The 12,816-nt window shown below is 27.7% G+C and carries 15 protein-coding genes; 6 read left to right on the top strand and 9 right to left on the bottom strand.

Features of this window, described 5'->3' with window-relative positions; translation table 11 throughout:
• Positions 1 to 2 precede the first annotated feature (2 nt).
• Positions 3 to 632, bottom strand: a complete 630-nt coding sequence (locus tag ACQY5W_RS04245) for a LysE family translocator (RefSeq protein ID WP_428023704.1) — start codon at positions 630 to 632, stop codon at positions 3 to 5.
• A gap of 306 nt (positions 633 to 938) precedes the next feature.
• Here ACQY5W_RS04245 and ACQY5W_RS04240 point away from each other — a divergent pair, with 306 nt between their 5' ends.
• Positions 939 to 1,517 carry a helix-turn-helix domain-containing protein gene (locus tag ACQY5W_RS04240; RefSeq protein ID WP_428023703.1) on the top strand — a complete coding sequence of 193 codons (579 nt, stop codon included), beginning with the start codon at positions 939 to 941 and terminating at the stop codon, positions 1,515 to 1,517.
• Positions 1,518 to 1,621: 104 nt separating this feature from the next.
• On the opposite strand, the gene serS is transcribed toward ACQY5W_RS04240, so the two are convergent.
• Positions 1,622 to 2,866 (bottom strand): serine--tRNA ligase, encoded by a 1,245-nt coding sequence (gene serS / locus ACQY5W_RS04235; RefSeq protein ID WP_428023702.1) that lies wholly within the window; start codon positions 2,864 to 2,866, stop codon positions 1,622 to 1,624.
• A 115-nt stretch (positions 2,867 to 2,981) separates the two neighbouring features.
• Between serS and ACQY5W_RS04230 the strand changes: the two genes are divergently transcribed.
• Together ACQY5W_RS04230 and trpS are read left to right on the top strand one after the other, a co-directional pair.
• Positions 2,982 to 4,274: a TAXI family TRAP transporter solute-binding subunit gene (locus ACQY5W_RS04230; RefSeq protein ID WP_428023701.1), complete on the top strand. Its 1,293-nt coding sequence runs from the start codon at positions 2,982 to 2,984 to the stop codon at positions 4,272 to 4,274.
• A 34-nt stretch (positions 4,275 to 4,308) separates the two neighbouring features.
• A complete protein-coding gene (trpS, locus tag ACQY5W_RS04225) occupies positions 4,309 to 5,271 on the top strand; it encodes a tryptophan--tRNA ligase (protein WP_428023700.1) in 963 nt (320 codons plus the stop codon).
• 14 nt (positions 5,272 to 5,285) lie between these two features.
• On the opposite strand, the gene ACQY5W_RS04220 is transcribed toward trpS, so the two are convergent.
• The 5 genes from ACQY5W_RS04220 to ACQY5W_RS04200 form a co-directional block, all read right to left on the bottom strand.
• Positions 5,286 to 5,885 carry a hypothetical protein gene (locus ACQY5W_RS04220; RefSeq protein WP_428023699.1) on the bottom strand — a complete coding sequence of 200 codons (600 nt, stop codon included), beginning with the start codon at positions 5,883 to 5,885 and terminating at the stop codon, positions 5,286 to 5,288.
• An 11-nt stretch (positions 5,886 to 5,896) separates the two neighbouring features.
• Positions 5,897 to 6,595, bottom strand: a complete 699-nt coding sequence (locus ACQY5W_RS04215; RefSeq protein WP_428023698.1) for a class I SAM-dependent methyltransferase — start codon at positions 6,593 to 6,595, stop codon at positions 5,897 to 5,899.
• Positions 6,595 to 7,203: an ATP phosphoribosyltransferase gene (gene hisG, locus ACQY5W_RS04210; RefSeq protein WP_428023697.1), complete on the bottom strand. Its 609-nt coding sequence runs from the start codon at positions 7,201 to 7,203 to the stop codon at positions 6,595 to 6,597. The genes ACQY5W_RS04215 and hisG overlap by 1 nt, the downstream gene beginning before the upstream one ends.
• Positions 7,181 to 7,807, bottom strand: a complete 627-nt coding sequence (locus tag ACQY5W_RS04205) for a type III pantothenate kinase (protein ID WP_428023696.1) — start codon at positions 7,805 to 7,807, stop codon at positions 7,181 to 7,183. The genes hisG and ACQY5W_RS04205 overlap by 23 nt, the downstream gene beginning before the upstream one ends.
• Before the next feature lie 69 nt (positions 7,808 to 7,876).
• On the bottom strand, positions 7,877 to 8,740 hold the full coding sequence (locus ACQY5W_RS04200; RefSeq protein WP_428023695.1) for a hypothetical protein: 864 nt from the start codon (positions 8,738 to 8,740) through the stop codon (positions 7,877 to 7,879).
• A 198-nt stretch (positions 8,741 to 8,938) separates the two neighbouring features.
• Here ACQY5W_RS04200 and ACQY5W_RS04195 point away from each other — a divergent pair, with 198 nt between their 5' ends.
• A complete protein-coding gene (locus ACQY5W_RS04195) occupies positions 8,939 to 9,733 on the top strand; it encodes a helix-turn-helix domain-containing protein (RefSeq protein WP_428023694.1) in 795 nt (264 codons plus the stop codon).
• On the opposite strand, the gene ACQY5W_RS04190 is transcribed toward ACQY5W_RS04195, so the two are convergent.
• Positions 9,723 to 10,064 carry a hypothetical protein gene (locus ACQY5W_RS04190; protein WP_428023693.1) on the bottom strand — a complete coding sequence of 114 codons (342 nt, stop codon included), beginning with the start codon at positions 10,062 to 10,064 and terminating at the stop codon, positions 9,723 to 9,725. The two genes, ACQY5W_RS04195 and ACQY5W_RS04190, sit on opposite strands and share 11 nt — an antisense overlap.
• 125 nt (positions 10,065 to 10,189) lie before the next feature.
• Here ACQY5W_RS04190 and ACQY5W_RS04185 point away from each other — a divergent pair, with 125 nt between their 5' ends.
• Together ACQY5W_RS04185 and ACQY5W_RS04180 are read left to right on the top strand one after the other, a co-directional pair.
• Entirely contained in the window at positions 10,190 to 10,969 is a 780-nt protein-coding gene (locus ACQY5W_RS04185; protein ID WP_428023692.1) for a threonine/serine ThrE exporter family protein, read from the top strand.
• Between the two features lies 1 nt (position 10,970).
• The gene (locus ACQY5W_RS04180) at positions 10,971 to 11,441 is read left to right on the top strand and encodes a threonine/serine exporter family protein (RefSeq protein WP_428023691.1); all 471 of its coding nucleotides are present in this window, start codon (positions 10,971 to 10,973) and stop codon (positions 11,439 to 11,441) included.
• Here the strand turns inward: ACQY5W_RS04180 and mgtE are convergent, their stop codons facing one another.
• Complete coding sequence (mgtE, locus tag ACQY5W_RS04175) at positions 11,442 to 12,815, bottom strand: magnesium transporter (RefSeq protein WP_428023690.1); 1,374 nt, start codon at positions 12,813 to 12,815, stop codon at positions 11,442 to 11,444.
• Between the last annotated feature and the right edge of the window lies 1 nt (position 12,816).

Genomic DNA, 12,816 nt, shown 5'->3' with positions numbered 1-12,816 from the left:
AATTAGGTTAAAGCTAACCAAATTCCTATTCCTATCATCATAGACCCAGCTATTTTATTTAATAATTTTACATTTGATGAATTTTGTAACAGCTTTCTTAATGTAGTTCCCCCTGTTGCATATATAATTAAACAAGAAAACTCTAACAAAAGAATAAGAGAAATCAAAACTGCTAACTGAGGTACATACTCTAAATTTTCATCAATAAATGGTGGCAACAATGCAATAAAAAAAGCCCATCCCTTTGGATTTGCAATTGCAGTTACAAAACCTTGGATAGCTAAACTTTTTTTAGAAATATTATAATTACACTCTTCTAAATTTAAAGCCATTTTTCCTCTTGATAGCCACATTGCTATACCTAAGTAAATCAAATATGCCCCACCAGCATATTTTAAAACAATAAAAATTGTAGGATGATTTAACATAATTGCTGCAACACCAATCACAGAAGAAGTTGCAACCAATGCCACACCTAAAAGTTCTCCAGCCATCATATAAATAGTTTTTTTCAGACCTATACTCATACCCATACTCAAAGCAAGTGTCATACACATCCCTGGAGTAATTGAAACAAAAAAGAAAGTTGGAATAAAAATTGCTAATATTGATATATTTATATAATCAAACACTTATATCCTTTAAAAAAAAGAATTTTACAAAAATACACTTAAAGAAGCACCAATAAAAAAAATTACTTTAATATTATTTTTAATATACTTATAGGACTTTTTATTTTTCTAATTTCATTTCATTTTTATAAAAAAGTTATCAAAAAATAATTTATGTAAGTTTTATGTTACAAAACTAATCAGTCAAATTTACTATAAAAATATTTCTCTATAAAAAATCAATATTAAATTTAAAATAATTTATAGTTTAATTATTTTAAATTTTTATATTATATTAAAATATTTGAAGAAAGGGGTGTGATATTTATGGTAGAAGAATTCAATGTAGGTAAGAAAATTAAAAACCTAAGAAAAGAAAAAAAGATGAATGCAAAAGTACTTGCAAAGGAAGCTGGTATATCATATGGTATGCTGTCTCTTCTTGAAAGTGGTTCAACACAAGGTTCAGTTGAAACACTAAGAAAAATTGCAAAAGTTTTAAATACAACTATTGCCCATTTATTTACAAATGAAAATATCACAACTGAAATATTAACAGATGAATCTAAATTGATAGTTAGAAAAGACCAAAGAAAAAAAATATCATTTCCAGATCCTTTATATAATTGTGAGCTTTTAGTTCCTGATTTACAAGGGGATGTAGAGTTTGTGTTAGTTAATCTTGAAGCACAAAGGGTTACAACAGATATCATTCCACATACAAAAGGTGGAGAAGAGTGTGATTATGTATTAAAAGGTGAAATTACGATTACACTATATGAAAAAGAGTATATCTTAAATGAAGGTGACTGTATTCGGTTTAATCCAGAAATACCACACAAAATAGAAAATAGAACAGAAGAACAAGCCTCTTATTTATCTGTTATAACTCCAGTTTCTTTTTAAAAGTAGAAATAAATTTCTACTTTTACATATACTTTTCAAGTACCTTCGGTATAGAAATGCTACCGTCTTCGTTTTCATAGAAACTTCAGATGTATAATGTTCCATTACATATAGCGTTCAAGAACGCTAGGTACAGTGATTGTACCATCCTCGTTTTGATAATTTTCCATTATAGCTACAAGTGTTCTCCCAACAGCTAAAGATGAACCATTTAATGTGTGAGCTAAAATATTTTTCTTACCATCTTTATATCTTATTTTTGCACGTCTAGCTTGGAAATCTCTAGTATTTGAAATAGAAGAAATCTCTCTAAATTTTCCTTGTCCTGGTAACCAAACTTCAAGGTCAATAGTTCTTGTAGCACTAAATCCTAAATCACCAGTACAAAGCATAACTTTTTGATGAGCAAGTCCAAGAGAAGTTAATAAATCACTTGCACAAGCAACCATTTTTTCAAATACTTCTTCACTTTGCTCTTGTGTAGTAATAGCAACCATCTCAACCTTATCAAACTGATGTTGTCTAATCAAACCTCTTGTATCTCTTCCTGCACTTCCAGCTTCTTTTCTAAAACATGGAGTATATGAAGTCATAAGATAAGGTAACTCTTCTACTGGTATAATCTCATCATTATAAAGATTTGTTAAAGCAACTTCTGCAGTTGGAATCAAATATAAATCTTCACCCTCTATTTTAAATAAATCATCACCAAACTTTGGTAATTGCCCAGTTCCTTGAAGGGTATTTGTATTTGCCATAAAAGGTACATACCACTCTTCAAATCCTCTTTTTCTATTAAAATCAAGCATATAATTAATAAGTGCTCGCTCTAATCTAGCTGATTCACCTCTCATTGCTGTAAATCTTGATTTTGCAAGTTTTACACCTCTTGTAAAATCAAGTGTTCCATTGTTTTCACCTAATTCCCAATGCTCTTTTGGCTCAAAAGTAAACTCAGGTTTTTCTCCTATAGTTTCTAAAACTACATTTTCATTTTCATCTGCACCATCTGGCACATCACTATCTGGCATATTTGGAACACCTAAAATAACTGAAGATAATTCCTCTTCCAATACTCTTACTTTTTCTTCTAATACTTGCTTTTCATTTTTAAGTTTATTGATATTTTCTTGTAAAGAAGCAATATCAAGACCCTCTTTTTTATATCTACCAAACTCTTTTGATAATAAATTTTGCTCAGCAGTAACATTTTCCATCTCTTGTCTTTTTGCTTTTGCATTTTCTGAAAGAGTTTTTAAATTATCTAAAATTTCTTGGCTTACACCCTTTTTATTTAAGGCTGTAGCAACTTCATCAAAATCTTTTTGTAATAGTTTAATATCAATCATTTTTCTACTTTTTTCGTAATATTTCGCGAATTATAACGAAAGTTATCTACAAATCTAATTTTTTATCATTTTCTAATTACATTTTTTATAAAGTTATTTAATATAAGGATGATTTATGAAATACAGTTTTTTAAAAATATCAATTCCACTTTTATTGTTAATTATATTTATGTTTGCTGTAACATCTGAGTTTATTCAACCAGCTCCAGAAAAAAAATTGACCATTGCAACTGGTTCAGAAAATGGTAATTATTATAAAACAGCCTTAGAGTATAAAAAACTTCTTGAATCAAATAAAATAGAAGTTACTTTACTAAATACTGCAGGTTCAGTAGAAAATATTAAACTACTCAAAGAAAAAAAAGCTGATATTGCCTTTGTACAAAATGGTATATTAGATTCTAGTGAAACAGACATTGAATTTCTTGCAAATATATATTATGAACCATTATGGATATTTTACAAAAATGATAAATATAAAATAGATTATCTAATTCAGCTCATTTCTAAAAAAATTTCTATCGGTGAAGAAGGAAGTGGCACTAAAAATTTATCCACAAAACTTTTAAATGACAATGGAATAACAAACGAAAATAGCGAAATACTTACACTAAATACCAACAAATCAAAACAGATGTTATTGGATGGAGAAATTGATGCTATGTTTATGGTCACATCCCATGATTCACCTACAGTAAAAGAGTTATTAGAAAATCCAGATATAAATGTACTAAGTATAAAAAGAGCAAAAGCATATGGTCAAAAATATAATTTTTTGGAAGCTTTAACGTTACATGAAGGAACACTTGATTTATATAAGAATATTCCAGATGAAAATATCAACCTACTTTCAACAAGTGCAAATTTACTTTCAAATCCAAACGTTCCTGAAGAGTTAATTAGAATCTTTTTAAAACAAGTAAAACTTGTACACTCAAAAGAATCACTATTTGCCCAAGAAAACCAATTTCCAAATTTACTAAATACAACTCTTAAAATCAATAAAGAGGCAAAACAGTATTTTACACATGGAGATACATGGCTTGAATCAATTTTTCCATATTGGATTGCTTCAAATATTGATAGACTAAAATTATTGCTTATTCCTCTTTTAACTTTAATGTTTCCATTATTTAAAGGTGTATTTCCACTTTATCAATGGAGTATGCGCTCTAAAATATTTAGATGGTACAAAACTATAAATAGCATAGACAAACAAATAAATACGGCAAAGCTTGATGAATTAAAAAAGTTTATGGAAGAACTTGATAAACTAAATATAGAAATACAAGAAGAGACAAAAGTTCCCCTATCATTTATGGGTGAATATTATAATTTAATGGTTCACTTAGAACTAATTCAAAACAAAATAAAAAATAGACTAAATCTAACACAAATTAACTATTAGATATAATGCAGAAATTTTTTAGAAGGAATATAATTTGAGAATACTTTCAGGAATACAACCCTCTGGTACTATTCACATCGGTAACTACTTTGGAATGATTAAAAAAATGGTTGAAGGACAAAATGATGGTGAATTATTTGCCTTTATTGCTTCATATCACGCTTTAACAACTGTAAAAGAAAAAGAACTATTAGAAAAAAATATTTTTGAAGCAGCTGTAAACTTTTTAGCACTTGGAATGGATCCAGAGAAATCAACATTTTGGGTACAACACCATGTAAAAGAGGTACTAGAACTATACTGGATATTATCAAATCATACTTCAATGGGATTACTTGAACGTGCACACTCATATAAAGATAAAACAGCACGTGGAATACAAGCAAATCATGGACTATTTTCATATCCAGTTCTTATGGCAGCTGATATTTTACTATTTGATTCAAATATTGTGCCTGTAGGAAAAGACCAAATCCAACATGTGGAAATGACAAGAGATATTGCAAATAGCTTTAATAATCACTATAAAACTGACATTTTAGTATTGCCAGAAGCAAAAGTTGACGAAGTAGTTGCAACCGTTCCAGGTACTGATGGAGCAAAAATGTCAAAATCATATGGAAATACAATTGATATGTTTGGAAGTGCTAAAACAATCAAAAAACAAGTTATGGGAATAGTAACTGATTCAAAAGAGTTACATGAACCAAAAGATTATACGACTTGTAATATCTATAAACTTTGTGAACTATTTATGAATGAAGATCAACTAAATGAGTTACAACAAAGATATGCAAGACCTGGTGAAGGATATGGTCACTTTAAAATGACCCTATTAGATAAAATCAACGAACATTTTGCACCATATGCTGCAAGAAGAGAAGAGCTATTAAATAATCCAAAAGAAGTAAATGAAATACTTGCACATGGAGCACAAAAAGCTAGAAAAATAGCCCAAGTAAAAATGGAAAAAATCAGAAATATAGTTGGTCTTTAAAATTAAAAGTGTAGTTAAAGCTTAACTACACTTATTACCTCATCAATTTTACAAAATATCTCTTCAACTCTTTTTTGCCAAAGTTTTCCAAACTCTTTTATCTCTTCTGTGTCAGCTTTTTTTGAAAGAGATTTTTGCATCAAAAACTGAAGTTCTTCACTCATAACAATTGCACTTATATCATAAAAAATATCTACACTATTATTTGTATCAACTCTTGTAAATCTAGCATTTGAAATTATATTTCTCTCGAAAAACATCAAATATCTTCTATCAAAATTTCCAGCAATACCTTTAAATCCAGTGTCAAAAGTAGCACCAGTTAAGTTTGACATAACATTTGAAATAACTCCTGTAACACCATCACTTTGTTTTGTTGAAAACTCTATTTTTATTTCACCGCGAATTGGTGTTTCACTTGGATATAATTCCTGTAATGCTTTATAAGTCATAAGATATGCACCTAAAACAGTAGGACAAGAGTGCCCTGCACTTTTTACGATATCTTTATATGAGAAAATAATCTCACCATCGTCAAAGGCACCTAAAAAGTTTGCAAGATTATCTTTTAATTGTATAGTTGGAATTTTGTCAAAAAATTCTGGGTAGTTCATAAAAAATCCTTTTAAGATTTTTTACAGATATATATTTCCTTATCATTTTCATCTGAATCATGTAGATTAAAATCAATAACTTTTTCCACTTCAAAACCAGACTCTTTAAGTAATTTTTTTAACTCACTTGTTTCATAATAATGTTGAATAATACAATCATTCTCTTTTTTGAAAAGTTTGTTTTTATCTTGAGAGAAAAGTGTAATATCTGTAATTAATTTTTCTTCTTCAAAGATAGCATCTATAACTATAAACTTATCTTCTAAATCTATACTTAAAGTTCCTTGTGCAACATCTTCAAATCCAAAAAGCGAGTTTACATCAAAAATAAAATATCCGCCTTGATTTAAAACAAGATTCATCTCATCAAAAAATATTTTTATCTCTTTTTTTGGAATATAATTTATAACATCAAATATTGCAGTTGTACAATCATATTTTTCTTTTACTTGATTTAAGGGAATTGAATCTACGTTTTTTATACCATTTTGTTTGCAGATTTTTATTTGTTCACTACTTAAATCTATTCCAAAAGAGTTTAGATTTAAAGTACTAAGTTGATTTAAGAAAGAGCCTTGCCCACATCCTACATCTAAGATATTATCAAGTTTTTTTTCTAAAACAATTGATAAAAAAGCTCCATGAAGTCTGCTTACCTCATCTTCAAAATCTAAATACTGTTCTATTTTTGCATATAAATTTAAACCCATTATAAAACTGCTTTGATTCTTTCTCTTAATTCTAAGATTTTATCTTTTTTTGCATAATATGAATTTTTGTTAGCTATTAGATGTGCACTACTTTCCATAATTGTTGGACCTACTTCTAAACCATTTTGTTTCATAGTTTCACCTGTTTCTACAATATCTACAATACAATCACTTAGATTAACTAAAGGAGCTAATTCAATAGAACCATATAGTTTGATAATTTCAACTGCCATTGCTTTTTCTTCAAAATATCTTTTTGCTATTTTTTCATGTTTTGTAGCAACTGTGATTTTACTTTTTGTAAAATCCAACTCTTCGCCACGTCTTAGACCAAAAGCAACTTTACACTTTCCTAGTTGTAAATCAAGAAGTTTAATTAAGTCATACTCTTTTTCTTCTAACACATCAAGTCCAACCACTCCTAAATCAGCTGCTCCGTGCATTACATAAGTTGGTACATCTTGGTTTCTTACATTTAAAAATTTAAATCCACTTTTTTCTAAAATCAATTTTCTTTTTTCAAATATAAACTTTTCACCAAAAGCTTTTTCAAATTTGTCTAAAGTCTCTTCCGCAATTCTTCCCTTAGGCAATGCAATTGTTAGCATCAATAATCCTTTTCATGTTATCAAATATCAAATCTTTTTTGTATGTACTATTTTCAAAATATTTACTAAATAGCTTTCCATCGCCACCTGTAAAAATGATTTTTCTGTTTTTGCTTACTTCTTTGATTGGTAAAATAATAGATTTCATCATAGCGTATGTAATAGCATCTTTTGTTTGAAGCGGTATTTTATCTAAATTTATATTTTTTTCAAAATCAAAGATAAGTTTTTTTGAAATTTTTGGATAAGTTTTCATAAATGCTCTAAATCCTGGCAATATAAAACCTCCAAGATGTTTACCCTTTTCCATAATATCAACAGTAATTGCACTACCCGCATCCACTATTACAGCATCACTTTCAAAATAACAAGCAAGAGCTCTATCTATTCCCAATCCCTCATATTTTGTATCAAACTTCATAAGACTTTTTATATTTTTGGAGTTTGGATTTGATTTTTTTAACTTTTTTGATGCACTTTTATTTACAGATACAAAATATATTTCATCATCAAATTTTGGCAGTTTTTCATCTAAAAAATATTTTTTATCTTTTCCCTTAATTAAAAAATGAAAAGTACTATTTCCAATATCACATAAAATCAATATCTACACTCCTCTTGATTTTTTAAGTAAGATTATATCTATAAAATGATGATAGTACAAATAAGTTTTTTAACGTGCCATTTTTTTATTGATTATAATTGTTACTAAAAAAACAACAAATAAGGCAATAGATACTCTTATTAAAAATATACTTAATACATCTGCTCCCACAAAAGCAAATATAAGTGTTTCTTCTACAAGTCCATGTGCAAGCATAAGAAATACCAAAAGTAATGTTTTTGCTTTTAATTGTATTTGTTTAATTTCTTGTAACAAAATTCCTGCTCCATAAGTTATTCCTAATAATCCTCCGATAATTAAACTTGATAAAAAAGTATATTTATTTAATAATGAATTAAAAAAAGTTAATTTTTTTATTAATTCAAATAAAATAATTAAACTTACTACTAAAAATATTACTTTTAAAGCCAATAAACTAGAATTATATATTGAAGTAAGAAAGTATTCAAAAAAATTATTGTTAACACTTATATTTATTTCTTTAGTTTTTTCTATTATATTAGTATTCAAAGGACTCATATACATTGCGATTATAGCACCAATATAACCTAATGTTACTCTACTTATCCAGTGAATTGTAAGCTTCATTCCTACTTTTTTCAATACAGCTGTTTCTAAAGGTAAAGAGTGACAAATAGCCATAAAAGTTCCTACAATTGTCCACTCGTAACCATTTAGATCAAGAGTTGAAGCAACAGCAATTCCAGCATAAAGATTAAAAAATATTGCACTTGCAAAACTAAGAGCCACTCCTGAAGGCAAATTTAAACTATTAGTAAAAGGTTCAAATATAATTGATATATACTCAATCACTCCTAAATACTGTAAAATATCACTTGCAATACTAAAAGGAATAACAAGTTTAACAATAATCCAACTTGAATTAATAGCTTTTTTTATAGTGGTTTTCATTTCTATTCCATTTTATATAATTTTGTTTATATTTAATACTAACTTTGGAATAGTATATTTTTTTTTACGATAGCACTTGTACAATATTGACTTCTTTTGTAAATATACAGCAAACAATACCTTCTATTCATCTTCCATATTGACTTTTTGATTAAAAAATCAGATAATAAGAATCGCAAATCAGTATAAAAGTAAAATATGGAATTAAAACATTTATATACAAAAAATGACAGTAAATTTGGTGAAATAAAACGTTTAAAAACAGCTTATTCTGACTATAAATTTCATTCTCATTCTAAATTGTGTTTAGGGATAATTGAAGAAGGGACTATTTGTGTTGAATACGAAAAGAATAAAAAAATAATTAACAATAAAAATCTAATTATTTTTAATCCTGGAGAAATTCATAAGACAATCAATATAGATAGTCACGATTATTTTATTATATTTTTAGACAAAAATTGGTGCTACAACTTACAACAAAAGATATTTAATAATCCAACAGATTTAATTCCAATTGATTCAAATATACAAATCAATACAAATGATAATTTAAAGTTTTTAAATATTTGTAAAATGATATTTAAAGATAGTTATAATTGTGAAAATTTGCTTATAGAATATCTTTCAAATATATACATTCAATATAAAACAGAAGAACTAAAACTAAATACAAATAATGAGTTTAAAAATCAAGTTAATCAATATATAAATGATAATTTAAATTATAAATTAACTACTCAAAATTTATCTAAATATTTTAGTTACGATAAGTCATATTTTATTAGAAGATTTAAAAAAGAGTTTGGAATGACTCCAAATAATTACATAATCAATAAAAAAATAGAATTTTTCAAAGATTCAATTATTTTATCAGAAAATAAAGATTTATCTTTGTTAGCACAAGAATTTGGATTTTATGATCAAAGTCACTTAAATAGAAACTTTAAAAAAATTTTTGCAGTAAGTCCAAATAAATATATCAATGTTTAATAAAATCAATATCTACACTCCATTTGTTTTCTTCAAGCGATTTTTTAGCCTTTGAACAAAGAGGTGAACTTATAAGCAAAAATTTTTTCTTAAAGTTATGCCCTTTATACTCGACTAAGGCTTTAAACATCTCTTCTAAATCATCAACATTTTTTCTAATAAATCTACTTTTTGCATCATAAATAAATACAGCCACATACTCTTTATTTACAGATGTTCCAGAAAATATTCCTATTTTTTTTCTACTATTTAGCTCTTTTGGCAAAACTTCATTTAAATCTTTAAAAATAATATCTTTTTTTTCTAAAAAATAGTTTGTTAAGTTTTTCAAATTTTTCCTTCAATTGATGACGAAATTATAATCAAAACTATATTATAAAGCCTAATTTAAATTATCTGCTATTTTTTATACAACTAACTTCAACAAATTTTTTTTAAAAGTGATAAAATATATCTATGAAAAAATCAATGAATTATGAAGAACAAACAAAAATCACAAGAGCTATAATCAAGTCAGCTGTACTTATGCTTGAATTTGGAGCGGAGAGTATTTTAATCGAACAAACAGCCCAAAGATTAGGTAAGGCATTGGGTGTAGATTCTGTTGAAATCTCTTTAATTCCCTCTGCTATTGTTTTAACTACACTAAAAGATTTACAATCTGTTACAACCACTAGACGTGCCCATCATAAGCCAATAAATATGTCAATAGTTTGTGATGTACAAAAGATGACTATTGATGCTGAAAAAAAAGCAGATTTAGATGCAGATTTTATAACAGATACTTTAAAAAATATTCAACCAAACTACTATAATAGATGGCTTATTGTACTTATGGTTGGACTTTCTTGCGCATCTTTTGCATATTTAAGAGGTGTTGACTTTAATGGGTTTTTTATAACCTTTTTTGCAGCTTCTATTGCCATGATGATAAGACAAGAGTTGGCAAAGAAAAAATTTATTTTAATATTAACCTTTGGAATAACAGCATTTTTTGCAACTGTTATTGCAAATTTAGCATCTTCTCTAAATCTTAGTACTACATCAAATATAGTTTTATCCGCTTCTGTTTTACTTTTAGTACCAGGATTTCCTTTTATAAACTCAATGCTTGATGCTACAAAGGGTTATTTATCAATGGCTTGGGGTCGATGGATGCAAGCTTCTTTGCTAACCCTTGCTACTACAATTGGTATTATTATTGCAATGTCAATTTTAAATATAAAGGGTTGGTAATATGAGTTTAATTTTGCAAAATCTTTTTTTAGATGCTATTTTTGCTGCTATTCCTGCAGTTGGATTTGCCATGCTTTTTAATGTACCAAAATCTGCACTAATATATTGTGCTTTTGGTGGAGCTATTGTTTATACATTACGAGAAGTTTTTATTGATTTAAATTTGACAATTGAACTTGCAACCTTTTTAGCATCAATGATTATTGGATTAATTGCTTTATATTGGTCAAGAAAAAATCTAGTACCAAGACCAATTTATACAGTAGCATCTATTATTCCTTTGATTCCAGGAACATATGCTTTTTCTGCAATGATTAGTTTGGTTGATATGAATAGTCATGGAGTAAGTACAGAGCTAATAGCAGCCTTTATCGAAAATGGTTTAAAATCAATTTCAATTCTAGGTGCTATTAGCTTTGGTCTAGCTATCCCATCATTATATTTTATGAGATATAAAAGACCAATCATTTAATCATAAAAGAATTAAAGTTGCAAGTCCTAAAAAGCTAAAAAAGCCAACCACATCAGTAACAGTTGTAAGTAAAACTGTACTTCCAATTGCTGGATCTATTTTTAGCTTTTGTAATGTCAAAGGAATAACTGCCCCAAAAAAACCTGCACTTAAAAGATTTATTACCATTGATAGGGCAATAACAAGACCCAATAGAGGTAATTTAAACCAAAAATAGGCAATTATACCTATTACTCCAGCAAACATTAAACCATTTACCAAAGATATTACAACTTCTTTATATATGGTTTTTTTAGCATCTTCGTTTTCAATATCCCCAAGAGCTAACTGTCTAACTGTTACAGTTAATGTTTGTGTTCCAGCATTTCCACCCATAGAAGCTACTATTGGCATAAGAACAGCTAATGCAACTAATGATTGAATAGTTGCATCAAATATTCCAATTACAATAGAAGCTGCAATTGCAGTTAGTAAATTTATAGCTAACCAAATTGCCCTACTCTTTCCAATTTGATACATACTTTCTTCTTGCTCAGCTTCGTCATTAACCCCTGCCATGTGGTAGATTTGTTCAGTTGCACTATCTTGGATAATATCATAAACGTCATCTGAAGTAATTCTTCCAAGTAATCTATTTCTATTATCTACAACAGGAAGACTTGATAAGTTATAATTTGTAACCATATCAACAACATCTTTTATGTCAGCTTTATGTGAGATATTATAATTTCTTAATTTATCACTTGGAATATCAGAAAATTTTAAATTGTGTTCAAAAATTATTAACTCTTCAAGTCCAACACTTCCAATATACTCACCTCTGTTATTAGTAATATGACAGTGCCAAATATTATCAACCTCTCCTATTTCCTTTAGCTTTTTTAATCTTTTTATTGCATCACCAATTTTTTCATCATTTTTTGCACTAAAAAGCTCTGTTTGCATATATGCACCAGCTTCATTATCATCGTATGATATAAGCTGTTCAAGTAACTCTTTATCTTCTTCATCAAAACTCTCTAAAATCTCTTGGGCAAGTTCTTCATTTTCTTCAGAAATATTTTGAATAAAGTCAGCAGCATCATCGGTGTCCATGTTAGAAGTAACAGCAACAAGTTTTTTAGTACTAATATGGTCACTAATCTCTTCTTGCACAACATCTGGCATTTCAGATAAAACTTCAGCAAGGAGTAAACTTGGGATTTTTTTAAGTATTTTAGAGTACTCATCCTCATCTAAATCTCTAAGTTTTAGAAGTTGTTCAGAGATATCATAAGGGTGAACACTATTGTTATTATCTGTTTTAAATTCTATTATTTCATTATTAAGAATTTGAACTAATTGTTCAATTTGTTCTATGTTTTTATCATTCATA

Source organism: Arcobacter sp., from assembly GCF_050300555.1.
In the GTDB taxonomy this organism is placed as follows: domain Bacteria; phylum Campylobacterota; class Campylobacteria; order Campylobacterales; family Arcobacteraceae; genus Arcobacter.
The sequence above is the reverse complement of the archived record's forward strand: the minus strand, read 5'-3'. Positions and strand labels throughout refer to the sequence as shown.